Raw genomic sequence first — 25,475 nt, 5'->3', positions numbered from 1 at the left:
GAAAATTCTTTCCGTTGCTTTCACGACCCTTGCAGCAGGACTGACGCCGCCGCTACCGTCACGCCGGGATCGGACCCGACGAGTCGCCACCGCAAGGAGTCCACACCGGTGAAACCGAGCTGGCCGGCGCCGCGGGCGCGCCGCACCGCCGCTGTCCCCCGGGTCGCGGCCCTCACCGTCGCCGCGCTCGCGGCCACCCTCCTCACGCCCCTCGCGGCACGCGCCGCGGCCCCGCCCGCACCGCCGTCGGACGCGGCACTGGCGAGCACCCCCGCCCGCCACGACCTCACCCGCGAGCAGTTCTACTTCGTCCTCCCGGACCGTTTCGCCAACGGTGACACCGGCAACGACGAGGGCGGTCTCACCGGTTCCCGGCTCGCCACCGGCTACGACCCGGCCGACAAGGGCTTCTACCAGGGCGGCGACCTCAAGGGCCTGACGAAGCGGCTCGACTACATCAAGGAGCTGGGCACCACCTCCCTCTGGATGGCGCCGATCTTCAAGAACCAGCCCGTGCAGGGGACCGGGGCGGCCGCCTCGGCCGGCTACCACGGCTACTGGATCACCGACTTCACCCAGGTCGACCCGCACTTCGGCACCAACGAGGAACTGGAGAACCTCATCGCCGAGGCGCACGCCAAGGGCATGAAGGTCTTCTTCGACGTCATCACCAACCACACCGCCGACGTCGTCGACTACGAGGAGAAGTCCTACGACTACCTCTCCAAGGGCGCCTTCCCGTACCTGACCGAGGACGGCGAACCCTTCGACGACGCCGACTACGCCGGCCGCGCCGACGCGGAGAAGCGGTTCCCGGCCGTCGACACCGGCTCGTTCCCGCGTACGCCCGTCGTGCCCGCCGCCAAGAAGGACACCAAGGTCCCCTCCTGGCTCAACGACCCGGCCATGTACCACAACCGCGGCAACTCCACCTGGGCCGGCGAGTCCGCCACCTACGGCGACTTCGACGGACTGGACGACCTGTGGACCGAGCGTCCCGAGGTCGTCACCGGCATGGAGCGGATCTACCGGCGCTGGGTGCGGGACTTCGACATCGACGGCTTCCGGATCGACACCGTCAAGCACGTCAACATGGAGTTCTGGACGCAGTGGGCGACCGCCCTGGACGCCTACGCGGCGAAGCGGGGCCGCGACGACTTCTTCCTGTTCGGCGAGGTCTACTCCGCCGACACCGCCGTCACCTCGCCCTACGTCACCCAGGGCCGGCTCGACGCCACCCTCGACTTCCCCTTCCAGGACGCCGCCCGCGGCTACGCCTCCCAGGGCGGGAGCGCGAGGAAGCTCGCCTCGGTCTTCGGCGACGACTACACGTACACGTCCGGCAAGGCCAACGCCTACGAGCAGGTCACCTTCCTCGGCAACCACGACATGGGCCGCTTCGGCACGTTCCTGAAACAGGACAACCCGGACGCGAGCGACGCCGCCCTGCTGAAGAAGGACCGCCTCGCCCACGAGCTGATGTTCCTCAGCCGCGGCAACCCCGTCGTCTACTACGGCGACGAACAGGGCTTCACCGGCGCGGGCGGCGACAAGGACGCCCGCCAGTCCCTGTTCGCCTCCAAGACCGCCGACTACCTGGACGACGACCAGCTCGGCACCGACCGCACCCACGCCGCCGACGCCTACGACACCCGCGCACCCCTCTACCGGCGGATCAGCACTCTCGCCGCGCTGCGCAAGGCGCACCCCGCCCTCGCCGACGGCGTCCAGACCGAGCGGTACGCGGCCGACGGCGCCGGTGTCTACGCGTTCTCGCGGACGGACCCCGCGCGCGGCAGCGAGTACGTCGTCGCGCTCAACAACGCCGGCACCGCGAGGACCGTCACCTTCGCCACCGACACCGCGAGCACCACCTTCCGCGCCCTCTACGGCACCGGCACCGACGCGCGCACGGCCGCCGACAAGAAGCTCACCGTCACCGTCCCGGCGGGCTCCGCGATCGTCCTGAAGGCCGCGAAGGCCCTCGGCGAGCCCGCCACCGAACCGGCCCTCACCCTCCACGCCCCCGCCCCCGGCGCCACCGGCACCGTCGAGGTGTCCGCCGACGTCGACGGCGGACAGCTCAACCGCGTCGTCTTCGCCGCCCGGACCGGCGACGGCGAGTGGCGCACCCTCGGCTCCGCCGACCACGCCCCCTACCAGGTCACCCACCCCCTCGGCAAGGACCTCCCCGCCGGTACCGCGCTGCGCTACAAGGCGGTCGTGATCGACTCGGCCGGGCGCACCGCGAGCGCGACGGCCGCCTCCACCACCGGCACCCCGCCCGCCGAGGAGCCGCCCACCGCCACCTCCCGCGACCACGCGCTGGTCCACTACCGGCGGGCCGACGGCGACTACGACGACTGGGGCCTGTACGCCTGGGGCGACCTCGCCGACGGCGAAGCCACCACCTGGCCCGACAGCCACCCCTTCGCCGGCCGGGACGCCTACGGCGCCTTCGCCTGGGTCAAGCTGAAACCGGGCGCCTCGGAGGTGAACTTCCTCGTCATCGACCAGGAGGGCACCAAGGACGTCGCCGCCGACCGGACCGTCGACGTCACGCGGACGGGCGAGGTCTGGATCGAGCAGGGCGAGGAGACCGTCCGCACCGAGCGGCCCGCGTATCCGCCGCAGGACACCACCAAGGCCGTACTGCATTACCACCGCGCCGACGGGAAGTACGACGGCTGGGGACTGCACGTCTGGTCCGGTGCCGCGCATCCCACCGACTGGTCGAAGCCCCTGGAGCCGGTGGAGACTGACCCCTATGGCGCGGTCTTCGAGGTACCGCTCACCGCGGGTGCCACCACTCTCAGCTACGTCCTGCACAAGGGCGACGAGAAGGACCTGCCCACCGACCAGGCCCTGGACCTGCGGGCCGACGGCCACGAGGTGTGGCTGATGAACGGCGAGGAGAAGTACCTGCTGCCACAGCCCGCCGGGTCGGCCGCCGCCGTCGACCTCAGCACCGCCAAGGCCGTCTGGATCGACCGGAACACCCTCGCCTGGCACGGCTCCGAGGGCGCCGCCGCCACCCAGCTCACGTACTCCCGCACCGGCTCGCTCAAGGTCGAGGACGGCGTCCTGACCGGCACGGACGAACGCCGGCTGCGGCTGAGCGGCACCACGCTCACCGACGCGCAGCGGGCGAAGTACCCGCATCTGAAGGAGTACCCGGCCTGGACCGTCGACCCGCGCGACCGGGACCGGGTGCGCGAGGCGCTGCGCGGCCAGGTCGTCGCCACGCAGTACACGATCGCCGGGGCGCTGCTCTCGGCGACGGGCGTGCAGCTCGCCGGCGCCCTGGACGACCTGTACGCGGGTGCGACCGAGGCGGACCTCGGGCCGGTCTTCCGGCAGGGCCGTCCCACCCTCTCCGTGTGGGCGCCCACCGCGCGGAGCGTCTCCCTGGAGATCGGCGGCACCACCGCCCGGATGCGGCGCGACGACACCACCGGCGTCTGGTCCGTCACCGGCCCGCGGAGCTGGCGGGGCCTGCCCTACCGGTACGCCGTCGAGGTCTGGGCGCCCGAGGCCGGCGCGGTCGTCACCAACAAGGTCACCGACCCGTACTCCGTCGCCCTCACCGCCGACTCCGAGCGCAGCCTCGTCGTCGACCTGGCCGACCGGTCCCTCGCCCCGCGCGACTGGGCGCGGTACGAGAAGCCGGAGGCGGTACCCCCGCGGGACGCGCGAATCCAGGAACTGCACGTCCGGGACTTCTCCGTCGAGGACCGGACGGCGAAACACCCGGGCACCTACCTCGCCTTCACCGACAAGGACAGCGACGGCTCGAAGCACCTGCGGAAACTGGCGGCGGCCGGCACCTCGTACGTGCACCTGCTGCCCGTCTTCGACATCGCCACCATCCCGGAGCGGAAGGCCGGCCAGGCGCGCGTCACCTGCGACCTCGCCGCCCTCCCCGCCGACTCCGACGCCCAGCAGGAGTGTGTGGCGAGGGCCGCCGCGAAGGACGCCTACAACTGGGGCTACGACCCGTACCACTACACGGTCCCCGAGGGCTCCTACGCCACCGACCCGGACGGCACCGCCCGCACGGTCGAGTTCCGGAAGATGGTGCGGGCGCTCAACGAGGACGGCCTGCGGGTCGTCATGGACGTCGTCTACAACCACACCGCCGCGAGCGGCCAGGCGCCGGCGAGCGTCCTGGACCGGATCGTGCCCGGCTACTACCAGCGGCTGCTCGCCGACGGGACGGTGGCGACCAGCACCTGCTGCGCGGGCACCGCCACCGAGAACGCCATGATGGGCAAGCTCGTCGTCGACTCGGTCGTCACCTGGGCCAGGGAGTACAAGGTCGACGGCTTCCGCTTCGACCTGATGGGCCACCACCCGAAGGCCAACATCCTGGCGGTCCGGGCGGCCCTGGACGCGCTGACCCCCGCGAAGGACGGCGTCGACGGCAAGAAGATCATCATGTACGGCGAGGGCTGGAACTTCGGCGAGGTCGCCGACGACGCCCGTTTCCCGCAGGCCACCCAGCGGAACATGGCCGGCACCGGCATCGCCACCTTCTCCGACCGGGCCCGGGACGCCGTGCGCGGCGGCGGCCCCTTCGACCAGGACCCCGGCGTGCAGGGCTTCGCCTCCGGTCTCTACACCGACCCCAACGGGTCGGCGGCCAACGGGACCCGGGCCGAGCAGAAGGCCCGGCTGCTGCACTACCAGGACCTGATCAAGGTCGGGCTGACCGGCAACCTCGCCGACTTCACCTTCACCGACACCGGCGGCAAGGAGGTGAAGGGCTCCGAGGTCGACTACAACGGCGCCCCCGCCGGATACGCCGAGGCGCCCGGCGACGCCCTCGCCTACGCCGACGCCCACGACAACGAGTCCCTCTTCGACGCGCTCGCCTTCAAACTGCCGCTCCGGACCTCCGCCGACGACCGGGCCCGGATGCAGGTCCTCGCCATGGCGACGGCCACCCTCTCGCAGGGCCCGGCCCTCTCCCAGGCCGGCACCGACCTGCTGCGCTCCAAGTCGCTGGACCGCAACTCCTACGACAGCGGCGACTGGTTCAACGCCATCCACTGGGACTGCGCCGACGGCAACGGCTTCGGCCGCGGCCTGCCCCCGGCCGCCGACAACGCGGACAAGTGGCCGTACGCGAAGCCGCTGCTGGGCTCGGTGCGGGTCGGCTGCCCGCAGATCACGGGCGCCTCGGCGGCCTACCGGGACCTGCTGAAGATCCGTACCAGCGAGCAGGACTTCTCCCTCGCCACGGCCGGGCAGGTACGGGACCGGCTCTCCTTCCCGCTCTCCGGGCAGACCGAGACACCCGGCGTGATCACCATGCGCCTCGGTGACCTCGTCGTCGTCCTCAACGCCACCCCCGAGCGGCAGGAGCAGCGGGTCGCGGCGGTGGCCGGGGACGGATACCGGCTGCATCCGGTGCAGGCGGCGGGCGCCGACCCGGTGGTGCGGGAGTCCTCGTACGCGGCCGGAACCGGCACGTTCACCGTGCCGGGCCGGACGGTCGCCGTGTTCACCCGGACCGGCTGACCCCCCGGGCGCTGCGGTTAGGGTGAGCGTGGCTGTTCCCGAGCAGCCGCAGCAGCCAGGGATCAGGAGGGCTCATGCCGCAGATCACCGTCGACTACTCCGCAGCGCTCGCGGACGACTTCGACCGGCCCGCGTTCGCGCGGGCCCTGCACACGGCCGTGGCCGAGATCGCGGCCGCCAAGCCGCCGGCCTGCAAGACGCAGTTCCGGCGGACCGAGGACACCGTGGTCGGCCCGGACACCGAGGGCCACGCCGTCGTGCACGTCACCCTCGGCCTGCTCGCCGGCCGCACCGAGGAGACCAAGGCACAGCTCACCGAGGCGGTGCTGGACCTGCTCCGGCAGCACGTCAAGCCGGGCGACGGCCTCGCGCTGCACGCCTCCGCCGAGGTCCGCGACCTCGCCGCCTCCTACCGCAAGTACGAGAGCTGACCGAAGGAAGCTAACCGACCAGCGCGGCCAGCCGGCCGACCAGGTCCGCGAACGGGCCGTCGGCCGGCTCCGCCGCGATGACGCGGCGCAGCAGGGCACCCATCTCCTCGTCGTGGGCGGCGCTCACCGCGGCCAGCGCGCCGAAGTCCTGCACCAACTGGTACTCCAGTTCGGTGCGCGGGATGCGGCGCCCGTCCAGCCAGAGCAGGGCGGTCGCCTCCGCGAGGGAGATCCAGGACCGGACCACCAGCTCCAGCCGCGGCGGCGGCGGGCCGGCGGTGTCCAGATGGGCGACGATCTGCACGTAGGCGGCCTGCCGTACGGAGTCCACGAGCGCGTTGGTGGTGGAGGAGCCCACCGCCGGGCCGCCGCGCATCAGGGCGGAGAAGCCGGGGCCGTGCTCCTCGACGAAGTCGAAGAAGCGGCCCATCACCCGCAGCAGCCGGGCCCCGAGCGGCCCCTCGTGGGGCTCGGTGAACCGGCCCGCGAGATCGTCGGAGGCGCGCCGCAACGCGGCCTCGTAGAGGCTGAGTTTGCCGGGGAAGTAGTGGTACACCAGCGGGCGGGAGATCCCGGCGGCCGTCGCTATCTCGTCGATGGAGACCTCGTCGGGCGAGCGGCGGCTGAAGAGGTCGAGGGCGACCCCGATCAGTTGCTGCCGCCGCTCCTCGACGCCCATCCTGCGACGCACCCCGGTAGTCATACGAACACTTTACCGATCGGTTCCGGCCCCGATACGGGCCGGACCGGACAAGGGTGTTCACATATCCAGCACGAGACGCTCACCTCGGGCACGCGAGACGCAGATCAGCAGGGAGTCGCCGCGTTCGGAGTCCGTCAGCAGGTCGTCGCGGTGCTCGATCTCGCCCTCCAGCACCCGCTGCTGGCAGGTCCCGCACCAGCCCTGCTCGCAGGAGTACGGGGTGTTCGGCAGCTCGGCGCGGACGGCGGCCAGTATCGAGGTGCCGGGTGGCACGGTCAGGGTGTGCCCGCTGCGGCGCAGCTCGACCTCGAACTCCGCCTCGCCGTCCGCCCCCCGGCGCGGCGCGAACCGCTCCAGACGCAGGTCGGTCCCCTCGGGCAGCCGGTCCGCGAGGGCCGTCAACAGCCCTTCCGGGCCGCAGGCGTAGACGGCCGCCGCCGCGGGGAGGTCCGCGAGGAAGGCGTCGAGGTCGGGCAGGCCCGCCTCGTCCTCGGCGACGACGGTGACGTGCCCGCCGTCCCGGTCGAGCTTCTCGACCTCCTCCAGGAACGGCATCGAGGCCCGGGACCGGCCGCCGTACAGCAGTCGCCACCCGGTGCCCTCGGGCAGCGCCCGCAGCATGGGGAGGATCGGCGTGATGCCGATGCCGCCGGCGACGAAGACGTAGCAGGGCGCCTCGGTCAGCGGGAAGCGGTTGCGCGGCCCGCGCACCTCCAGCTCCGATCCCTCCTGCACCTGCTCGTGCACCTCGCGCGAGCCGCCCCGCCCGTCCGCGGCCAGCCGTGTGGCCACCGTGTACGACGAGGTGTCCTCCGGGTCGCCGCAGAGCGAGTACTGCCGTACCAGCCCCGAGGGCAGCACCAGGTCGAGGTGGGCGCCCGGCTCCCAGCGCGGCAGGTCGTGGCCCTCCAGGCGGAGCAGGACCACCCCTTCGGCGACCGTCTCGTGCGCGGTGACCAGCAGGGTGAGCGGGCGGGTGCCGGGGCCGGCCGCGGTCCGGGACGTCGCGGCGGGCACCGGCCGTGCGGAGTCGCGGCGGCGCAGCGCCCGCCGGGCGAGCAGCGCGGCACCGGCCGCGGCGGCAAGGGCCGACAGTGCGTGCTTATGAGACATGGCGTCAATGTACTGACGGGTAAGTCAGCGCGGAAGCCCTGCGGCGCGACTTGTTGACACTCGTGTCAGCAAGGGGGCGTGAAACGGGGGAGGCCGGGGGGAGCCTGGTTCAGCGGAGGCCGCCGATCTTGCGGCCGTCCTTCAGGGTGCTCTCCAGGTAGGCCCGCCCGCCCTGTTCGGCCTCGGTGGTCAGCGAGGGGCCCTCGGCGGCGGCGTCGATCCCGCCGGTCGCCCTGATCGACTCCGTCGCCGGGTCGCCGGCGGCCAGCAGGTACCAGCCGCCCTCCTCCGACTTCCACAACACCCCGGCCAGCACATGCGGTTCGCGCTCGCCGCAGGCCGGCACGTCCTCGGCCTGCGCGGCCACCGCGCCGTACGCGCCGCCCGGCGTGGCGAACTGGGCCAGCACCTTCGCCCCGCCGCCGCGCCAGGTCTCGGCCCGCGTGCACGCCCACACGGCCCGCCCGCTCCGGTCGGGCAGCGACTGCTCGGCGAACTCCCAGACGTTCACCGAGCGCACCCCCTGCCCGCGCACCGTGCCCAGCGAGCAGGCGTACGGCGACCAGTCGCGCAGCTTCCCGGCGCCGGCCACTTCCCCGGTCCTGCCGGGGTGCCCGGTGGTCAGGCGGGCCGGGACCAGTTCGCCGAGGTCGCTCACCAGGCGCGCGGTGTCGCCGTCGGTCAGCTCCAGCACGTTCCACGAGGTGCAGCGGCCCGAGCGTTCGACCGGGCCGGACAGCGGCGAGGTCACGCCGTCGGTCAGCGTCAGGTCCATCGCCCCGGCGCCCGGCTCGGTCAGGTCCCGCTCGGCGGCCTTCGTCACCCAGGGCGCCGTCAGAAAGCGCACGTTGCCGTCGGCCCGGCCCAGCACGAGCGCGCCCGCGTCGGCACGGCGGGCGCCGTCGGCCCGCGCGAAGTCGAGGGCCGCCCCGGCGGAACCGTCCTTCGGCTCGGCGTACCTGACGACCCGCAGACCGTCGTGGAGGAGCACCACCCGCGCGGCGTCCACCTCTCCCGCGTACAGCAGTTGCGGCGGGCCGGCCGGGCCGCCGGTGGCGGTGCCCGGCGTCGCCGAGACCCGCACCGACTCGCCGGGGCGGGCCCACACGGCCAGCGCGCGGCGCAGCAGGGCACGGTCGCCGGTCAGGCGGCCCCGGGCCGGCCACACGGAGAAGTCGGTGCGCGCGGAGGTCCGCCAGGCGGCGGGGGAAACCTTGGTCAGCTTCGCCGGGTCCAGGGCGGCCTGGGCCGCGGGGTTGCGGGCGTACGGCGGGGCGGCGGCGCCGTCCGGGCCGGGGCCGCCGTCGGGGAGGGCCAGCAGCGCCCCGCACACCGCGAGGGCCACCCCGCCGACCAGCGCGGCCTTCAGGTGCTGCCGGCGCCGCATCAGGTCGGTCGGCCGGGCCTGGAGGGAACAGGGGTCGAACTCGGGGGAGGCCAGCAGCGGGTACTGGGCGGGCACCGAGTCGGCCTCGTCCAGCGCCGCGTCCAGGTCGGTGACGTCCGCCGCGGCGAGCAGGTCGCGCACCTCGCCGTCGGCCAGCTTCTCCAGGCCGCGCAGCGCGTACGCGGCCCGCGCCGGGGCGGAGAGCGCGGACAGCGCCCGGTCCAGGGCGAGTTCGTCGGCGCCACCGGAGCGGGGGAAGAGCCGCAGGCCCCACACCCGCGGCAGCGGCGACGGCAGTTGCGACCGCTTCGGCCAGGCCCGGCGGCGCAGCGGCAGCCCCGCCTCCAGCGCCGTACGCACCACCCGCAGGCGGATCAGGGCGTAGCCGGGGTCGCCCGCCGGGGCCGCGGACTGGGCCGGGATCACCGGCACGGGGGTGCGGTTGCGGGGCAGGGCGCGCTGGGCGAGGGCGTGCGCGGTCAGGACGCGGCGGTTGCGTCCGAGACCGGGTGGCAGCACCAGGTAGGCGAGCCGGACCAGGCGCGGATAGTGCTCGATGAGCGCGGCCTCGGCCTGATCGACGTCGACGACCGGGTCGGTGGCGGACGGTGCGGGGCGCGGGGCGACATCGTGTGACTGCACGTACCGCAGAACGAGCGAACCGGCGGTTGGTCACCGGGCGCGGCCGTCACCCGCCGGGTTCGACCAGAAGCCGCGCGTAGTTCGCCATCGAGCGCCGGTAACGCGGCAGATGAGGGGCGAGCGCGCCGAGCGCCAGCGCCAGGGCCTCGCGGTCGCGGCCGAGACTGGACAGGCACAGCGCGAGGGTGGCGCGTACCGCGTCGTCCAACTCGTCGGACGGCGTCAGGAGTTCGGGGGTCAGCAGGTCGACGCCGTCCTCCGGGTGTCCGAGATTCCGCAGCGAGCTGGCCAACTGGATCTTCGTCCGGCGGGCCCTGTACGGGCTCACCTCGCCCAGTCCGCGGGCGAGCGCCTCGCGGTACAGGGGCACCGCCCGGTCCGGGTGGCCCGTCGAGTCCCAGGCGCAGGCCCGCTCGAACGGGCCGAGCGGGCCGTCCTCGGGAGGTTCGCCGGCGAGCGCGTCGATCACCTCCCGGAAGGCGGCGGCGTCCTGCTCGGGGTGGTCGTCGAAGGCGGCCCAGGCTGCGGCCACGCGGTCTTCCCAGTCCTTGTCCACGGGCCCCACCCTGGCACGCGCGCTACCGGGCGGCACGGTATTCCCTTGAGTACTCGCTGAGCACTTCGCCGAGCACCCGCTGAGTACTTCGCGCGTCGCGGCCGTATCGAGACCCGAGGCCCCTCGCGGGGCTCCGCGCGGCACGTCGCCGCAACGGACCGGAGGAGAACATGAGGCTGACCCGACCGAGACTACGGCCGGCGGTGACGGCGGCGGCGACAGCGACGGCGGCCGTACTGACGCTGGCGGGCTGCGGCGCAGGCGGGAGCGGGGACGGCGGCGCGGCGGCCGTGCCCGAGACGGCGACGGGAAGCCTGGAGCACCTGGCCGCCGAGGTGCGCTGCGCGCCGAACATGCAGTCCGACGCCGACGAGATCCGCCAGGCCCTCTGCGAGAAGGGCGGGGAGCGCTACGTCCTCGCCACCTTCGCCACCGACCGCGGCCAGCGCGAGTGGATCAACACGGCCAAGGACTACGGCGGTTACTACCTCGTCGGCCGCAAATGGGTCGCCGTCGGCCACGAGAAGGTGGTGGCCGGCCTGCGCGGCCGGCTCGGCGGCACCCTGGAGCAGGGGACGCGGCACGGGGGCGGGCAGGGGGGCGGGCACGGCGGGTACGCCGGCTGAGACCGCGCCGGGGCACCGGAAGGGCCGGTGGCGGGGTTTCCCGCCACCGGCCCTCGTCCGTCAGGGAACCGGCGGGGCTACTCGCAGTCCTCGCCGCTGTTGATGCACTCGACCACCGTGTTCATCAGTTCCTCGTCCATGACGTTGATGAAGTCGTTGTGGTCGGTGATCGGCTTGTGCAACTGCTCGGGGAAGCCGTCCACCGCGTACGGGTCGCGCACCTGGCCCTTGCGCACCGTCGGGGCGGGCACGTCGTACACCAGGCGGACCTGGAGCTGCGGGATGGCCTGGAAGCCGTCCGCGCAGGTGCCGTCGTCCCGCACGAACGCCACGTGGTCGCGGTGGTTGGCGCTGTCCGCGTTCTGGCCGTCCCAGCAGCTCTGGAAGTTGGCCGTACGTACCACCTGGCTGCCGTCCGGGCAGATCGGGTACTTGTCGGTCAGTTGCCGGTCCTCGAAGCCGGTGCAGCTCCACGCGGTGTTGGCGTTGGCGAGGCCGTTGGTGAAAGCCTTCGCGTCACCGGTGATGATCCGCAGGAACTTCGGCATCGCGACCACGTCGCCCCGCTTGTTGCCGACGAACCTGATCTCCGCCCGGTCGGCCTTGAGGATCTTGCCGATGTTGCCCTCGGCGCCACCGCCCAGGTCACCGGCGTCGAACTCCTCGGTACCGTCCTGGAGCCGCAGCACCGGCCAGTAGTACGTGGACACGTCGCCCTGGTTCTGGCACGAGGTCTCGGCGTTCGCCAGGTCCTCGTCGCTGGAGAAGGCGTTGTTGTCCTGGTTGCCGACGTAGTCGTGGGTGTGGTGGGCGCCGTTGTCGACACCCGGGGCGACGATGATGTTGTCGCTGTTGAACAGGTTGTTCTCGTTGACGCCGCAGACGGTGGTGAAGGAGCCGGTCGAACCCGAGTCGCCGTTGGCGGCCAGCCCGTTGGGCAGAGCCCCGGAGCCCGGCCGGACGGTGGTGATGTCGACGAAGTCGGCGGCCACCGGGCCCGCGGCCGCGCCGCCGTCGCCACCGGGCGCCTGACCGCCACCGCCACCGTCGCCGGGAGGCTGACTGCCCCCGTTCTGGCCTCCGTTCTGGCCTCCGTTCTGGCCCCCGCCCCCGTCGGCCGGCTGGTCGGCGCCCATGCCGCGGCAGCCGGCGAAGCGGCCGAGGCCCCTGGGGACCTGGCCGCCCACCCGGCGGATGTCGGTGCCGATCCGGTCCAGTGCCGCGGACCGCTTGGACTTCAGCGGCCCGAGGATCGAGTTCTGCACGAAGCCCGCGTCGCCCTGCTGCGCGCCGCGGGTCGAGGCGAGACGCGCGTACGCCTCGGTGATTTGCTTGTCGAGCTGGGCCAGCTCCCGGTCGACACCGGCCCGCGCCCCCCGGGGTACGTCGCGCAGCCGCTGGCCGATGTCCGGGCACTGGATCGTGGCGACCTGGGCGCCGGCGGCCAGCGTCCGGTGCTGGCCGCGGTCGCTCTCGTGCGCCGAGGCGTAAAAGTTGGCCCAGACCAGCCCGCCCCCACCGAGCGCTAGGGCCGCCGTCCCGGCCATGACCTTGGTGGCCAGTGGCATACGGCGTTTTCTCGTATTGCGTCCCATGGAACTCCTCTGACTTCCTTGCGGGGCAGCGAGGCGCCCGACAGGAGTGAAGCGGCTCCCCTCCATACGCAAGCCGCTCCCGAGGTGTTCACGTCGGTCGGTGATTGCCGTGCCGGATGGGGCGGCCGAGGTCAGCGGCCGTGGTCCAGATAGGCCAGAACCGCCAGCACACGGCGGTTGTCGTCGTCGGAGACCTCCAGGGACAGCTTGGCGAAGATGTTCGCGGTGTGCTTGGCGACGGCCCGCTCGGTGACGACGAGCCGGCCCGCGATCGCCGTGTTGGTCCGCCCCTGCGCCATCAGCTCCAGCACCTCCCGCTCCCGGGGGGTCAGCCGCGCCAGCGGCCGGCTCTCCGCCGCGCGCCGGCTCAGCAACTGCTGGATCACCTGCGGATCCATCGCCGTACCGCCCGCCGCGACCCGGCGGACGGCGTCCACGAACTGCTCGGCGTCGAACACCCGGTCCTTCAGCAGGTAGCCCACCCCGCCGCTGCCGTCGGCCAGCAGCTCCCGCGCGTACAACTGCTCCACATGCTGGGAGAGGACCAGCACCGGCAGCCCCGGCCGCTCCCGCCGGGCCCGCAGCGCGCACTGCAGCCCCTCGTCGGTGTGCGTGGGCGGCAGCCGGACGTCGACCACGGCGACGTCCGGTTCCAGCTCGGCCAGCGCCCGGGTCAGCTCGGGGCCGCTCTCGACGGCCGCGACGATCTCCAGGCCGTGGGCTTCGAGGAGCCGGACCAGTCCGTCGCGCAGCAGGAACAGGTCTTCGGCTAGGACGACGCGCACGGGATCTCCATGGTGACCATGGTGGGACCGCCCGCGGGGGAGCTGACGGCCAGGACGCCGTCGAATGTACCGAGCCGCCGCTCGATCCCGGCCAGGCCCGACCCCGAGCCGATCGCCGCGCCGCCCCGCCCGTTGTCGGTGACCGTGATCCGCAGGGAACCGTCGGCGTGGTGCAGGTCGATCCGGATCAGGTCGGCGCCCGAGTGCTTCGCCGCGTTGGTGAGCACCTCGCTGACCGCGAAGTACGCGGCCGACTCCACCGGCGCCCCGGTCCGGCCCGGCAGCTCCACGGTGACCTCGGTGGCCACCGGCAGCCGCAGCGCCAGCGCCCGTACCGCGTCGCCGAGACCGCGTTCGGCCAGCACCGGCGGGTGGATGCCGCGTACCAGGTCACGCAGTTCGGTGAGGGCGTCGGCGGAGGACCGGCGGGTGCGGGCCAGCAGCTCCCGGGCCCGCTCCGGGTCCGTGTCGAGGAGGGCCTCCACGGTGCCCAGGTCCATGCCCATGGCGACCAGCCGGGCCTGCGCCCCGTCGTGCAGGTCGCGTTCGATGCGGCGCAGCTCGGCCGCGGAGGTGTCGACGGCGTCGCGCCGGGTCTCGGTCAGCACCCGGACCCGCTCGGCCAGTTCACCCCGGCCGGAGCCGAGCACGGCCCGGGTGAGCAGGAAGTGGGCGTGCAGCAGGCGCGGGGTGAGGAAGTGGGCGAGCAGGAGCAGACCGGCGCCGAGGGCGGCGGCGCCGAGGGCGGACGCCTGCCCGTGGACGGGCACGAACCCGTACCAGTACCCGTCGGGGAGGACCCGCCACAGCCCGGCGGCCAGCGCGAAACCCTCCAGCGGGTAGAGGAGCAGCACGGCCGGGAGCAGCGCGGTGACGAAGCCCGCCGTCATGTCGACCGGCAGCCACCGCAGGTCCCGCCAGGTCGCCGGGTCGCCCAGCATCGCGAAGGTGCGGGTCCACGGGTTGGCGCCGGGCGGCAGCGGCCGGTAGGCGGGCGGGACGCGCACCCCGCCCCACTCCGCGGCGAGCACCCGCCGCCAGTTCGCGTACGTCCGTACCCCCGTCAGGACGTACGGGGTCGTCACGATGCCCGCGCCGACCGGGACGAGGGCGAGGGAGACGGCGGCCAGCACGAAGCAGAGCACCGACCCGGGCAGGGCGACGAGCGCCAGCGCCAGCCCCCGCGCGGCGGCCCTGGCGACACCGCGTCCCGTGCTCCGCCCGTCGCTGCTCCGCCCGTCGCTGCTCTGCGCGTCGATGTCGATGGTCATGGGGGAATTCTGGCCGAGCGGGCCGCGACCGGTCACTGGGCGGAGCACCCGGTCAGGGGGTGGTGCCAGGTACACCCCGGACGGCCGCCAGCACCCGGGCCTCCGTCTCCTCGTCCAGGCCCAGCGGCGGCCGGCCGGGCCGCCGAGGCGGGGTGCCGCCGCTCTCCCGCAGCCGGCGCCAGGTGTCGGTGACCGTCTCGGTGACGGGCCGGCAGTCGAGGCCGGTGGCCAGCGCCCGGGTGACGTCGGCGCTGTGCAGGGCGTCGTGCAGCTCGCTGTCCGGCGGTGTCCACACCGGCAGTTGACTCCAGGGTTCCAGGCCCGCGCCGAGCACGGTCTCCGGGTCGAGCCAGTGCGGCCGGGCCGTGCCGCCGGTGGTCCGCACACAGGCGTCGATCAGCTCTCCCATGGTGGCGAGCCCCGCCGGACCGACCAGGTTGTACGGCCCGCCGCGCTCCTCCCGCACCGCGTCGAGAATCCACCGGGCCAGGTCGCGTACGTCGATGTACCGCAGCGGCAGCTCGCGCGGACCCGGCGCGAGCATGTCGCCGCCGCGCGCCGCCCGGTTCAGCCAGTACGGCAGCCGCCCCACGTTCTCGTGCGGGCCGAGGATCAGCCCGCACCGCACGAGCAGGGAGCGGTCCGCGCCGAAGGCGTCGACGGCGGCCAGTTCGCCGCCCCGCTTGTCCCGGGCGTACTCGGTCGCGTCGGCGTCGGGCGAGGCGTCCGCGACCGGCTCGGCGTCCTCGGTGTAACCGGCGCGCGGGGGCCAGGCGTACACCGAGCAGCTCGACACGTACACGTACCGTCCGGCGCGGCCGCGCAGCAGTCGCGCCGCGTCCCGCACCGCGCGGGGCGCCGCCGACCAGGTGTCGACCACGGCGTCCCAGGTCCCGTCGGCCAGGGCGGCGAGCCCGTCCGGCGCGGTGCGGTCGCCGTGCAGCGACCGCACCCCGGGCGGCGGGGCGTGCCGTCCCCGGTGGAAGACGGTCACCTCCCAGCCCCGGCCGAGCGCCGCCTCCACCACGGCCCGCCCCACGAACTCCGTCCCGCCCAGCAGCAATAGCCTCATGCCGGTCACTGTGCCCGGGACGAGGGGGGAGGGGAACGGAGTTCGGCTGTCGGCAGAGCGGGTCGGCAGAGCGGGTCGGCCGGGTAGCCGGCCGATGCGGTGGCGGGTGCCGCGGCCGGGTCAGCGGTCGGTCGGCGGGGTGTACTTGTAGCCGACGCGCCGCACGGTCTGGATGGTGCCGCGGTGCTCGGCGCCCAGCTTGCGACGGAGCCGGGCGACATGGACGTCGACGGTCCGGCCGTCGCCGACATGGCCGTAGCCCCAGACCGTGGTGACGAGCTGATCGCGGGTGTGCACCCGGTGCGGGTGCGCGACCAAGTGGGCGAGCAGCTCGAACTCCAGGTACGTCAGGTCCAGTTGACGCCCCTCCACGAAGGCGGTGCGGCGGGTGGTGTCGACGCGTACCAGTGCCTCGCCGTCGGTGGCGGACTCGTCCGGGACGGGTATGGCCGCCGTCGGGAAGGGCGGCTGCTGGTCGGCCGGCACGAGCACCAGGTAGCCGATCATCGGCGGCCGGCCCGGCAGGGCGGGCAGGGTGTGCTGCGGCGCGGGCAGCCAGGTCGCGCCCGGCGGAAGAAGGCCCGCGACGTCCACCGTCTCGTCCCGGTCCACGGCACGCAGCCGGTGCCGGGCGGTGCTCGGGGCGGAGGTCAGGGGCGGGGCGGAGGACAGGGCGGGGGCGGAGGACAGGGAACGGGTGGTCGCCATGAGAGGTCAGCTCTTTCGCGCGAGAGGTTCGTCGGCAGGGGGCGACGGCCGCGGGTTCGCGGTCGGGCGTCGCGGGACGTACGTCGTGCGCGCTGGCCGAAGGCCGGGATACGGCTTCAGAGGGCCCGCGCGGTCAACGCGCGGCAACACACCCGGTCGAAGTCGTGGTGCTGACGGGAAGGCCAGAAGGGCTCAAGGTCATGGCGACCCGGCGCGGTGTGCTTCTGGAAGCTGGCCATGGCTCCATTGAAGCAGACAGTTCGGCGTGGCAGGAGTCTCCTCTCACAGCTTGGACGCCGCATCCGGCCGGAAAGAGCCGGTGACAGACCCCAGGGGCGCCCACCGTCGCGGTGGGCGCCCCCGGTTTCGGTACGAGCGGGAGGGTCAGACCTGGCCGGCCTTCTCCAGGGCCGCGCAGCAGGTGTCGACGAGCAGCCGGGTCACCACGTACGGGTCGACGTTGGCGTTGGGACGGCGGTCCTCGATGTAGCCCTTGCCGTCCTTCTCGACCTGCCACGGGATGCGCACCGAGGCGCCGCGGTCGGAGACGCCGTACGAGTACTCGTTCCACGGGGCGGTCTCGTGCAGGCCGGTCAGGCGGTCGTCGATGCCGGCGCCGTAGTGCTTGACGTGGTCCAGCGGCTTGGAGCCCTCGCCGAGCGACTCGGCGGCGGTGATGATGGCCTCATAGCCCTCGCGCATGGCCTTGGTGGAGAAGTTGGTGTGCGCGCCGGCGCCGTTCCAGTCGCCCTTGACCGGCTTCGGGTCGAGGGTGGCGGCGACGTCGAAGTCCTCGGCGGTGCGGTAGAGCAGCCAGCGGGCCACCCACAGGTGGTCGGAGACGTCCAGCGGGGAGACCGGGCCGACCTGGAACTCCCACTGGCCGGGCATGACCTCGGCGTTGATGCCGGAGATGGCCAGACCGGCCGCCAGGCAGTTCTCCAGGTGGGCCTCGACGACGTCACGGCCGAAGATCTCGTCGGCGCCGACACCGCAGTAGTAACCGCCCTGCGGGGCCGGGAAGCCGCCCTTGGGGAAGCCGAGCGGGTGGCCGTCCTTGAAGAAGGTGTACTCCTGCTCGATGCCGAAGATCGGCTCCTGCGCGGCGTAGCGCTCGGCGACCTCGGCCAGTGCGGCGCGGGTGTTGCTCGCGTGCGGCGTCATGTCCGTGTCCAGGACCTCGCACAGCACGAGCACGTCGTCGCCGCCGCGGATCGGGTCGGGACAGGTGAAGACCGGCTTGAGCACGCAGTCCGAGGAGTGGCCCTCGGCCTGGTTGGTGGAGGAACCGTCGAAGCCCCAGATCGGCAAGGCGTCCAGACCGGCGGGGGCATCCGCGATGATCTTCGTCTTGGATCGCAGCTTGGCCGTCGGCGCGGTGCCGTCGATCCAGATGTACTCAGCCTTGAAGGTCACGGGGCCACATCCTTCTGGGTGGGTCTGGGCGCACTCGCGGGTGCGGCGGCGCTGCGGCACCGGAGCACGACCTCTACTGCCCGGCACACTGTCAACAGGCGATTTCCCGGCCATTGCCCGGGCGTGAACCCCGTGTTACCTGGTGATGGTGTGACGTGACGCAGGGTGTGAGGGCGACGCGGGTGGCCCGGGGCGGGCGGCCGGGCCGTATGCGATGGGTTTGGGGGGCGAGGGATTCCGGAATTCCGGGCACGCTGGTCAGTGGGTCAGTGGGTCAGTGGGTCAGCGGGTTGCCGGGTCAGCGGGTTACCGGGGCAGGGTGGCGCGGACCGCCTCGTCGGTGCGGGCGACGACGGCCGTCCCGTCGCCGGCGGTGATGATCGGGCGCTGGATCAGCCCGGGGTGCGCGGCGAGCGCGTCGATCCAGCGCTCGCGCGCCGCCTCCTCGCGCGGCCACTCCTTCAGTCCGAGTTCCTTCGCGGCCGGCTCCTGGGTGCGGGTGAGGTCCCAGGGTTCGAGGCCGAGGCGGGCCAGTACGCCCCGGATCTCGTCCGCGTCCGGCACGTCCTCCAGATAGCGGCGGACGGTGTAGTCGGCGCCCTCGGCGTCCAGCAGGCTCAGCGCGGAGCGGCACTTCGAGCAGGCGGGGTTGATCCAGATCTCCATGCCGTCACGGTAAGGGCTGTCCCGCGATTCCTGGCGGGACAGCCCTTGGCCCGAGGCCCCGGAGAACCCGTTCTCCCCGTCCGTCACTGCGCCCCCGAAAACCCTCTTGGCCAGGGGTTTTTGTCAGTGCCGGACGGTAGAATTGAAGCAGTGTTCGAGGGTGTCGCCGGGGTCGCCGAAGTCCCCGGCGAGGCGCCCTGATCGCGTCAGGAGGATGCCCGTGCCCGCTGCCGCACTGAAGCCGACGACGAACCGCAAGCCGCTGCCCACCCAGTCCACCGCCGCCCGGCCCGTCCTGCTCGACCTGCCCTACGAGCCCGTGGAGAAGCGCCCGCTGCCGGCGGGCCGCCCCCGCGACTGGTACATCACGCACAACCGCCGGCTCAAGGCGATGCGGCTCGCCATCGCCCTGCTGGACTCCGGCGTCTACCTGCCGAACCAGGCCCGCAACGAGAAGATCCGCACCGCGGCCGCGACGATCGGCGTCCACCCGCCGTCGGAGACGACGTGCCACATGGTGCGCGCGCTGATGCGGTACTCACGCTGACGCGAGCCGAGGTGAGGTGAGGTGAGCGAAGACGCCGGGTGCCCGCCCTCCCAGGGGCCGCCACCCGGCGTCGTGCCGTGCACGGACGCGCAGACGAACGGCCCATGTCCCCGCCCGCCCCCCCCACGGTCCCATCCGCACGGACCGCACGGAAAACCGGATGCACGCAGCGGTACCGGCTCCTTACACTGAGTGTGCGCCCGCGCCACTGGCACACGCACCGGCACACCCGGCGCAACCGGCGCAACCGGCGCAGACCGACCCTAGTAAGACGCCCGGAAGTTGATGTACCCCAGCAGCACGATGATCACGGCGACGCTGCCCAGCACCACGGCCGTCGACACCCAGGACGACCTGCGCGGCCCCCTGCGGTCCGCCTCGGCCCGGAAGGGAACCGGCTCGGGCGGGTTCTCCTTCCATCGCGCGGCAAGCATCCGGGCCCGGGCCGACGGCTCCTTGTGCACGGCCTCGTCCGCCCAGCGAATGTCGAACTCCCTCTCCAGGTCGTCTCGTTCGGACATCTGCGGTCTCTCCCCCTGGTCTCTGTCGAACAACCGTGCCAGTAAACCAGGATCATGGACGACGGGTGCCGACTTTCGGTGTAGGGACCAGCGGTCGCACCGCCGGGGACCCGGCGAGGACGGGGCGAGGACACGCCGCGAGGGCCACCGCCCCGTGATCGGGGTGGTGGCCCTCGCGGTCTGTCAGGTGCCAGGGCGCTTCAGGCCCAGGTCCGGCGCTGCCTCTTACACGTCGAAGTACAGCTCGAACTCGTGCGGGTGCGGGCGGAGCTGGAGGGGGGCGATCTCGGTGGTGCGCTTGAGGTCGATCCACGTCTCGATCAGGTCCGGGGTGAAGACGTCGCCCTGGAGGAGGAACTCGTGGTCGGCCTCCAAGCGGTCGAGGACGGCGCCGAGCGAGGTCGGGACCTGCGCCACGCCCGCGTGCTCCTCGGGGGCCAGCTCGTAGAGGTCCTTGTCGATCGGCTCGGCCGGCTCGATCTTGTTCTTGATGCCGTCCAGGCCCGCGAGCAGCAGCGCGGAGAAGGCCAGGTACGGGTTGCCGGAGGAGTCGGGCGCGCGGAACTCGACGCGCTTGGCCTTCGGGTTCGAGCCGGTGATCGGGATACGCATCGCCGCGGAGCGGTTGCGCTGCGAGTACACCAGGTTGATCGGGGCCTCGAAGCCCGGCACCAGGCGGTGGTAGGAGTTCACCGTCGGGTTGGTGAAGGCCAGCAGCGACGGGGCGTGCTTGAGGATGCCGCCGATGTAGTAGCGGGCCATGTCCGACAGGCCGGCGTAGCCCTGCTCGTCGTAGAAGAGCGGGTCGCCGTTGCTCCACAGCGACTGGTGGACGTGCATGCCCGAGCCGTTGTCGCCGAAGATCGGCTTCGGCATGAAGGTGGCCGTCTTGCCGTTCCGCCAGGCCACGTTCTTCACGATGTACTTGAAGAGCTGGAGGTCGTCCGCGGCGGCGAGCAGCGTGTTGAACTTGTAGTTGATCTCCGCCTGGCCGGCGGTGCCCACCTCGTGGTGCTGCCGTTCGAGCTGCAGGCCGGACCGCTCCAGCTCCAGCGAGATCTCGGCGCGCAGGTCGGCGAAGTGGTCGACCGGCGGGACCGGGAAGTAGCCGCCCTTGTAACGGACCTTGTAGCCGCGGTTGTTCTCCACCGCACCGGTGTTCCAGGCGCCGGCCTCGGAGTCGATGTGGTAGAAGGACTCGTTCGCGCTGGTGGCGAAGCGGACGGAGTCGAACACGTAGAACTCGGCCTCGGGGCCGAAGAACGCGGTGTCGGCGATGCCGGTGGAGGCCAGGTACGCCTCGGCCTTCTTCGCCACGTTCCGCGGGTCACGGGAGTACTGCTCGCCCGTGATCGGGTCGTGGATGAAGAAGTTGATGTTGACCGTCTTGTCCCGGCGGAACGGGTCGACACGCGCGGTGGTCAGGTCGGCGCGCAGCGCCATGTCGGACTCGTGGATGGCCTGGAAGCCGCGGATCGAGGAGCCGTCGAAGGCCAGCTCCTCGGCCGGGTCGAAGGCCTTGGCCGGGATCGTGAAGTGCTGCATCACACCCGGCAGGTCGCAGAAGCGGACGTCGACGAACTTGACGTCCTCGTCCGCGATGAACTTCTTGGCCTCGTCGGCGTTCTGGAACATCCAGCTCCTCCTACTCCCGACCGTCCCGCCGGGGTGGTAGATCGTTTGTGCGGCCAGTGCGGGTGGCACACGCTGTCCCCGACCCTAGGGACGAGTGATTTCTCGGGCGTGACCCATTTGTTTCACAGAAGTTAACCGGCCTCGTTTCACCTTAGGGCCTGTCGTTTGGATCACGCCGCGGACGCGGGGTCCGGCACGCACGTCTGCCGCGTTGTCGTCACTCACCGACGCTCCGCGTCGACTCCTTCCTCCGCCTTGCAGCCGCACGCACCGGACCCCGCTCACGGCATCGACAAGTCCCGCCGACCCTCCGCGACATGATCCAAACGACAGGTCCTAGCCCGACCCCACCCCGCCCGACACCGGTCCGAAACGTGCGCAGTACCGTGTACGGGTGGACAAGAGGCAAGCAATCGGATCCTGGCTCTCCGGCCCCCGCGCGGCCATGGAGGACGCGGGCGCGGAGTTCGGTTACCCCGGCAAGGATCTGGGGCTGCCCGCGGACGGGCCGGGGTCGATCGCCCGTCCCGGCAGGCGGCTCGGCGCCCTCGCCGTCGACTGGGCCCTGTGCCTCCTGATCGCATACGGCCTGATCACCGACGGCTATGGCCAGGCGACCTCGAACTGGGCGCTGCTGATCTTCCTGGTCCTGAGTGTCCTGACCGTCGGCACCCTCGGCTTCACGCCGGGCAAGCGTCTGTTCGGGCTGCGCGTGGTCGACCTCGGCACCGGCCGGGTCAATCCGCCGCGCGCCCTGCTGCGCTCGGTGCTGCTCTGCCTCGCGGTCCCCGCGCTCATCTGGGACCGCGACGGCCGCGGCCTGCACGACCGGCTGGCCCGCACGGTCGAGGTGCGGCTCTGAGGGAGAGAGAACAGTGGACACGGAGAGCGGGAGAGAACAGGCGAAGAGGACGAGAAGAGAAGAAGGGGCGCCCGGGAGATCCCGGGCGCCCCTTCGGTGTCTGTGTGGTCGGCGGGTCAGCGGCCGCGCTGGCCGCCGCCCCTCGGCATCCGCATCCCCTTGGGCATCGGGCCCTTGGGCAGCGGCATGTTGCTCATCAGGTCGCCCAGGGCCCGCAGCCGGTCGTTGGTCACGGTGACCTGGGGGCCGGTCAGGACCCGGGGAAGTTTCAGCATGGTCGTGCGCAGCTTCTTCAGCTCCACCTGGCCCTCGCCGGTACCCACGATCAGGTCGTGCACGGGCACGTCGGCGACGATCCGGTTCATCTTCCGCTTCTCGGCGGCCAGCAGGGTCCGCACCCGGTTCGGGTTGCCCTCCGCGACCAGCACGATTCCGGCCTTGCCGACCGCGCGGTGCACCACGTCCTGGTTGCGGTTCATCGCCACCGCCGGGGTCGTCGTCCACCCCCGGCCGACGTTGTCCAGAACGGCCGCGGCCGCGCCCGGCTGGCCCTCCATCTGCCCGAAGGCCGCCCGCTCGGCCCGGCGCCCGAACACGATCGCCGTCGCGAGGAAGGCGAGCAGCAGGCCCAGGATTCCGAGATAGATGGGGTGACCGATCAGGAAACCGATCGCGAGGAAGACACCGAAGACGATGATGCCGACAGCCGCGAGTACAAGACCGATCTTCGTGTCGGCCTTGCGGGTCATCTTGTAGGTCAGAGCGATCTGCTTCAGTCGCCCGGGGTTCGCGGCGTCCGCCGCGTTGTCCTTCCTCGCCATGGCACGCAGTCTACGTGGCCCCGCGAGCGCCGACGAAGGCAGTGCCCGGAGAGGGCCCGGAGAGGGTCCGGGGACGGCCCGGAGAGGGCCCGGGGAGGCCGGGTGCGGAGGCCGAGGCGGCGGGTCCGCGGGGGCGGGCGGTTCAGGAGTGGCGGGTCACGAGTGGCCGGCGGCCGCGGTCCGCTGGAGGACCTGCTCGGCCTCGACGCGGTCCTGGGCGCGGCGGCGGTCCTCCAGTACGGAGGTCCAGGCGTTGCGGCGGGCGGTGCGCTGGCCGCCGCTCATCAGCAGCGACTCGACGGCGCGCAGCGCGCCGGTGAGCGACGGGAGGGCGGTGGAGCGGACGGTGGTGGCGCGGACGGCGGTGGCGCGGACGGGCGCGGGCGCGGTCTGCATCGTGGGGGTCCCCCTCGGCAGGGCTCAGGAGCTGGGTGGGTGCGCGTGCGGTGATTCCAGGGTCAATGCCTGGTGTTACCAGGACGTGACCGACCGGTCAAACGGCCGTGAAACCCCGGTGCCGGGCGGCGGAACGCCGCCGCGGCCCCGACGGGCGTCCTCAACTGCGAGGAAGGCCGGGACCGCGGCGGACCGGTCGGCTACTGGCGGGTGATCCCCGGTGCGCGAGGTCACACACCGCCCCGCCCGGGAGGGACGGGCCGGTCAGACCGCCTGGGCGGCGACGAACGCGCCGCGCTTCTCGACGGCCATCTGGTACAGCCGCCCCGCGCGGTACGAGGAGCGCACCAGCGGGCCGGACATGACACCGGAGAAGCCGATCTGCTCGGCCTCGTCCTTCAGCTCCACGAACTCGTGCGGCTTCACCCAGCGCTCCACGGGGTGGTGGCGCACCGAGGGGCGCAGGTACTGCGTGATGGTGACCAGCTCGCAGCCGGCGTCGTGGAGCTGCTGGAGCGCCTCGCTGACCTCCTCGCGGGTCTCGCCCATGCCGAGGATCAGGTTGGACTTGGTGACCAGGCCGTAGTCGCGGGCCTCGGTGATGACCTTCAGGGAGCGCTCGTAGCGGAAGCCGGGGCGGATCCGCTTGAAGATCCGCGGCACCGTTTCGACGTTGTGCGCGAAGACCTCGGGGCGGGCGGCGAAGACCTCGGCGAGCTGCTCGGGCACCGCGTTGAAGTCGGGGGCCAGCAGCTCGACCTTGGTCCGGCCGGCGGCGCGCTCCGCGGTCTGCTGGTGGATCTGGCGCACGGTCTCGGCGTACAGCCAGGCGCCGCCGTCCGCCAGGTCGTCGCGGGCGACGCCGGTGATGGTGGCGTAGTTCAGGTCCATGGTGAGCACGGACTCGCCGACGCGGCGGGGCTCGTCGCGGTCGAGCGCCTCGGGCTTGCCGGTGTCGATCTGGCAGAAGTCACAGCGCCGGGTGCACTGGTCGCCGCCGATGAGGAAGGTCGCCTCCCGGTCCTCCCAGCACTCGTAGATGTTGGGGCAGCCGGCTTCCTGGCAGACCGTGTGCAGCCCCTCGCCCTTCACCAGGGCCTGCATCTGCAGGTACTCGGGGCCCATCTTCGCCCGGGTTTTGATCCACTCGGGCTTGCGCTCGATGGGGGTCTGGCTGTTGCGGACCTCAAGGCGCAGCATCTTGCGTCCGTCGGGTGCGACTGCGGACACGTCGGCTCCCTAGCGTTGATTCGTCGGCGTCCTCAAGGGTACGCCCGTGATTTCGGTGGTGAGGCGCCGGTTACCGGGCCGGTGTCTGCTCGATCGGCCGCGGCTTCGGGTCCGCGTGCTCCAGCACGTCCCGCAGGTGCCGCTCCACGATCGGCAGCACCTCGTCGACGGTGACGTCGCGGCCCAGTTCGGCCGCGAGGGAGGCGACGCCCGCGTCGCGGATGCCGCACGGGATGATCCGGTCGAACCACTTGTTGTCGGGGTTCACGTTCAGGGCGAAGCCGTGCATCGTGACGCCCTTGGCGACCCGGATGCCGATCGCGGCGATCTTGCGGTCCTCGCGGCGCTGGCCGGCGTTGGAGGGCGCGTACTCCGGGCCGTTCAGCCGGGGGTCGAACTCGTCGTCGGCCAGGCGGGGGTCGAGGTCCAGGGAGAGTCCGCCGAGCGCGGGGCGCCGGGCGACGGGGTCGCCGAGGACCCAGACGCCGCTGCGGCCCTCCACCCGCGTGGTCTCCAGGCCGAACTCCGCGCAGGTGCGGATCAGGGCCTCCTCCAGGCGCCGCACGTGGGCCACCACGTCGACCGGGCGCGGAAGCTTCTGGATCGGGTAGCCGACCAACTGGCCCGGCCCGTGCCAGGTGATCTTGCCGCCGCGGTCGACGTCGACGACCGGGGTGCCGTCGAGCGGGCGTTCGCCGGCCGCGGTGCGCTTGCCCGCGGTGTAGACCGGCGGGTGTTCGAGGAGCAGCACGGTGTCGGGGACCTCGTCGGCGAAGCGCGCCGCGTGCACCCGGCGCTGCTCGTCCCACGCCTCCTGATACGCGACCGACTCGGCGCCGAACCCCATACGGACGAAACGCAGCTCACTCACCGCGAGCGCCTCCCTGGACGTAGTAAGGCACGAACGGTGCCCACGCAACTGTACGTCCGGGCCGTTCGGGACCGGCCGGGGCCCGGGCGTCAGCCGGA

The 25,475-nt window shown here is 72.6% G+C and carries 22 protein-coding genes; 5 read left to right on the top strand and 17 right to left on the bottom strand.

The window, feature by feature from the left end; translation table 11 throughout:
• The first annotated feature begins 108 nt into the window (after positions 1-108).
• Positions 109-5,523, top strand: a complete 5,415-nt coding sequence (pulA, locus tag ABEB00_RS05185; protein WP_345617701.1) for a pullulanase-type alpha-1,6-glucosidase — start codon at positions 109-111, stop codon at positions 5,521-5,523.
• 74 nt (positions 5,524-5,597) lie between these two features.
• A complete protein-coding gene (locus ABEB00_RS05180) occupies positions 5,598-5,954 on the top strand; it encodes a 5-carboxymethyl-2-hydroxymuconate Delta-isomerase (RefSeq protein WP_345617700.1) in 357 nt (118 codons plus the stop codon).
• A 10-nt stretch (positions 5,955-5,964) separates the two neighbouring features.
• On the opposite strand, the gene ABEB00_RS05175 is transcribed toward ABEB00_RS05180, so the two are convergent.
• The 4 genes from ABEB00_RS05175 to ABEB00_RS05160 all read right to left on the bottom strand — a co-directional run bounded on the left by ABEB00_RS05175 (position 5,965) and on the right by ABEB00_RS05160 (position 10,355).
• Positions 5,965-6,657: a TetR/AcrR family transcriptional regulator gene (locus ABEB00_RS05175; protein ID WP_345617699.1), complete on the bottom strand. Its 693-nt coding sequence runs from the start codon at positions 6,655-6,657 to the stop codon at positions 5,965-5,967.
• Between the two features lie 57 nt (positions 6,658-6,714).
• Positions 6,715-7,770 carry a PDR/VanB family oxidoreductase gene (locus tag ABEB00_RS05170; protein WP_345617698.1) on the bottom strand — a complete coding sequence of 352 codons (1,056 nt, stop codon included), beginning with the start codon at positions 7,768-7,770 and terminating at the stop codon, positions 6,715-6,717.
• A gap of 109 nt (positions 7,771-7,879) precedes the next feature.
• Positions 7,880-9,799 (bottom strand): hypothetical protein, encoded by a 1,920-nt coding sequence (locus tag ABEB00_RS05165; RefSeq protein WP_345617697.1) that lies wholly within the window; start codon positions 9,797-9,799, stop codon positions 7,880-7,882.
• 46 nt (positions 9,800-9,845) lie between these two features.
• Positions 9,846-10,355: a tetratricopeptide repeat protein gene (locus ABEB00_RS05160; RefSeq protein WP_345617696.1), complete on the bottom strand. Its 510-nt coding sequence runs from the start codon at positions 10,353-10,355 to the stop codon at positions 9,846-9,848.
• Between the two features lie 170 nt (positions 10,356-10,525).
• Here ABEB00_RS05160 and ABEB00_RS05155 point away from each other — a divergent pair, with 170 nt between their 5' ends.
• The gene (locus tag ABEB00_RS05155; protein WP_345617695.1) at positions 10,526-10,981 is read left to right on the top strand and encodes a hypothetical protein; all 456 of its coding nucleotides are present in this window, start codon (positions 10,526-10,528) and stop codon (positions 10,979-10,981) included.
• Positions 10,982-11,058: 77 nt separating this feature from the next.
• On the opposite strand, the gene ABEB00_RS05150 is transcribed toward ABEB00_RS05155, so the two are convergent.
• The 7 genes from ABEB00_RS05150 to ABEB00_RS05120 all read right to left on the bottom strand — a co-directional run bounded on the left by ABEB00_RS05150 (position 11,059) and on the right by ABEB00_RS05120 (position 18,494).
• Positions 11,059-12,576 carry a DUF1996 domain-containing protein gene (locus tag ABEB00_RS05150; protein ID WP_345617694.1) on the bottom strand — a complete coding sequence of 506 codons (1,518 nt, stop codon included), beginning with the start codon at positions 12,574-12,576 and terminating at the stop codon, positions 11,059-11,061.
• Positions 12,577-12,707: 131 nt separating this feature from the next.
• Positions 12,708-13,361, bottom strand: coding sequence for a response regulator transcription factor (locus tag ABEB00_RS05145; RefSeq protein WP_345617693.1), 654 nt, complete (start codon positions 13,359-13,361; stop codon positions 12,708-12,710).
• Positions 13,346-14,632, bottom strand: a complete 1,287-nt coding sequence (locus tag ABEB00_RS05140) for a sensor histidine kinase (RefSeq protein ID WP_345617692.1) — start codon at positions 14,630-14,632, stop codon at positions 13,346-13,348. The genes ABEB00_RS05145 and ABEB00_RS05140 overlap by 16 nt, the downstream gene beginning before the upstream one ends.
• A 52-nt stretch (positions 14,633-14,684) precedes the next feature.
• Positions 14,685-15,704: an NAD-dependent epimerase/dehydratase family protein gene (locus tag ABEB00_RS05135; RefSeq protein ID WP_345617691.1), complete on the bottom strand. Its 1,020-nt coding sequence runs from the start codon at positions 15,702-15,704 to the stop codon at positions 14,685-14,687.
• Positions 15,705-15,824: 120 nt separating this feature from the next.
• Complete coding sequence (locus ABEB00_RS05130; protein WP_345617690.1) at positions 15,825-16,412, bottom strand: winged helix-turn-helix domain-containing protein; 588 nt, start codon at positions 16,410-16,412, stop codon at positions 15,825-15,827.
• A 384-nt stretch (positions 16,413-16,796) separates the two neighbouring features.
• Positions 16,797-17,828, bottom strand: coding sequence for a glutamine synthetase (glnII, locus tag ABEB00_RS05125; protein WP_345617689.1), 1,032 nt, complete (start codon positions 17,826-17,828; stop codon positions 16,797-16,799).
• 306 nt (positions 17,829-18,134) lie between these two features.
• Entirely contained in the window at positions 18,135-18,494 is a 360-nt protein-coding gene (locus tag ABEB00_RS05120; RefSeq protein WP_345617688.1) for an arsenate reductase family protein, read from the bottom strand.
• Positions 18,495-18,714: 220 nt separating this feature from the next.
• Between ABEB00_RS05120 and ABEB00_RS05115 the strand changes: the two genes are divergently transcribed.
• The gene (locus ABEB00_RS05115) at positions 18,715-19,041 is read left to right on the top strand and encodes a hypothetical protein (RefSeq protein WP_345617687.1); all 327 of its coding nucleotides are present in this window, start codon (positions 18,715-18,717) and stop codon (positions 19,039-19,041) included.
• Between the two features lie 263 nt (positions 19,042-19,304).
• Here ABEB00_RS05115 and ABEB00_RS05110 read toward each other — a convergent pair whose 3' ends face one another.
• Positions 19,305-19,562: an SCO2583/SCO2584 N-terminal domain-containing protein gene (locus ABEB00_RS05110; RefSeq protein WP_345617686.1), complete on the bottom strand. Its 258-nt coding sequence runs from the start codon at positions 19,560-19,562 to the stop codon at positions 19,305-19,307.
• 225 nt (positions 19,563-19,787) lie between these two features.
• A complete protein-coding gene (glnA, locus tag ABEB00_RS05105; protein WP_345617685.1) occupies positions 19,788-21,197 on the bottom strand; it encodes a type I glutamate--ammonia ligase in 1,410 nt (469 codons plus the stop codon).
• 394 nt (positions 21,198-21,591) lie between these two features.
• On the opposite strand from glnA, the gene ABEB00_RS05100 reads away from it, so the two are divergent.
• Entirely contained in the window at positions 21,592-22,059 is a 468-nt protein-coding gene (locus tag ABEB00_RS05100; protein WP_345617684.1) for an RDD family protein, read from the top strand.
• A 116-nt stretch (positions 22,060-22,175) separates the two neighbouring features.
• Here ABEB00_RS05100 and ABEB00_RS05095 read toward each other — a convergent pair whose 3' ends face one another.
• The 4 genes from ABEB00_RS05095 to lipB all read right to left on the bottom strand — a co-directional run bounded on the left by ABEB00_RS05095 (position 22,176) and on the right by lipB (position 25,377).
• Positions 22,176-22,880 carry a DUF4191 domain-containing protein gene (locus ABEB00_RS05095; RefSeq protein WP_345617683.1) on the bottom strand — a complete coding sequence of 235 codons (705 nt, stop codon included), beginning with the start codon at positions 22,878-22,880 and terminating at the stop codon, positions 22,176-22,178.
• Positions 22,881-23,036: 156 nt separating this feature from the next.
• Positions 23,037-23,276, bottom strand: a complete 240-nt coding sequence (locus ABEB00_RS05090) for an SCO2195 family GlnR-regulated protein (RefSeq protein WP_345617682.1) — start codon at positions 23,274-23,276, stop codon at positions 23,037-23,039.
• A 264-nt stretch (positions 23,277-23,540) separates the two neighbouring features.
• Positions 23,541-24,506: a lipoyl synthase gene (gene lipA, locus ABEB00_RS05085; RefSeq protein WP_345617681.1), complete on the bottom strand. Its 966-nt coding sequence runs from the start codon at positions 24,504-24,506 to the stop codon at positions 23,541-23,543.
• 70 nt (positions 24,507-24,576) lie between these two features.
• A complete protein-coding gene (gene lipB / locus ABEB00_RS05080) occupies positions 24,577-25,377 on the bottom strand; it encodes a lipoyl(octanoyl) transferase LipB (protein ID WP_345617680.1) in 801 nt (266 codons plus the stop codon).
• Between the last annotated feature and the right edge of the window lie 98 nt (positions 25,378-25,475).

The sequence above is a fragment of the Streptomyces ziwulingensis genome (assembly GCF_039542605.1).
In the GTDB taxonomy this organism is placed as follows: domain Bacteria; phylum Actinomycetota; class Actinomycetes; order Streptomycetales; family Streptomycetaceae; genus Streptomyces; species Streptomyces ziwulingensis.
Note: the sequence above shows the minus strand (reverse complement) of the source record. Positions and strands in the feature narration are given on the sequence as shown.

Bases quoted from the DNA above. Each gene is read 5' to 3' on its own strand.
- ABEB00_RS05180 (WP_345617700.1), top strand. From the start codon at position 5,598: ATGCCGCAGATCACCGTCGACTACTCCGCAGCGCTCGCGGACGACTTC.
- ABEB00_RS05175 (WP_345617699.1), bottom strand. From the start codon at position 6,657: ATGACTACCGGGGTGCGTCGCAGGATGGGCGTCGAGGAGCGGCGGCAG.
- ABEB00_RS05170 (WP_345617698.1), bottom strand. From the start codon at position 7,770: ATGTCTCATAAGCACGCACTGTCGGCCCTTGCCGCCGCGGCCGGTGCC.
- ABEB00_RS05155 (WP_345617695.1), top strand. From the start codon at position 10,526: ATGAGGCTGACCCGACCGAGACTACGGCCGGCGGTGACGGCGGCGGCG.
- ABEB00_RS05150 (WP_345617694.1), bottom strand. From the start codon at position 12,576: ATGGGACGCAATACGAGAAAACGCCGTATGCCACTGGCCACCAAGGTC.
- ABEB00_RS05140 (WP_345617692.1), bottom strand. From the start codon at position 14,632: ATGACCATCGACATCGACGCGCAGAGCAGCGACGGGCGGAGCAGCGAC.
- ABEB00_RS05135 (WP_345617691.1), bottom strand. From the start codon at position 15,704: ATGAGGCTATTGCTGCTGGGCGGGACGGAGTTCGTGGGGCGGGCCGTG.
- ABEB00_RS05130 (WP_345617690.1), bottom strand. From the start codon at position 16,412: ATGGCGACCACCCGTTCCCTGTCCTCCGCCCCCGCCCTGTCCTCCGCC.
- ABEB00_RS05120 (WP_345617688.1), bottom strand. From the start codon at position 18,494: ATGGAGATCTGGATCAACCCCGCCTGCTCGAAGTGCCGCTCCGCGCTG.
- ABEB00_RS05110 (WP_345617686.1), bottom strand. From the start codon at position 19,562: ATGTCCGAACGAGACGACCTGGAGAGGGAGTTCGACATTCGCTGGGCG.
- glnA (WP_345617685.1), bottom strand. From the start codon at position 21,197: ATGTTCCAGAACGCCGACGAGGCCAAGAAGTTCATCGCGGACGAGGAC.
- ABEB00_RS05095 (WP_345617683.1), bottom strand. From the start codon at position 22,880: ATGGCGAGGAAGGACAACGCGGCGGACGCCGCGAACCCCGGGCGACTG.
- ABEB00_RS05090 (WP_345617682.1), bottom strand. From the start codon at position 23,276: ATGCAGACCGCGCCCGCGCCCGTCCGCGCCACCGCCGTCCGCGCCACC.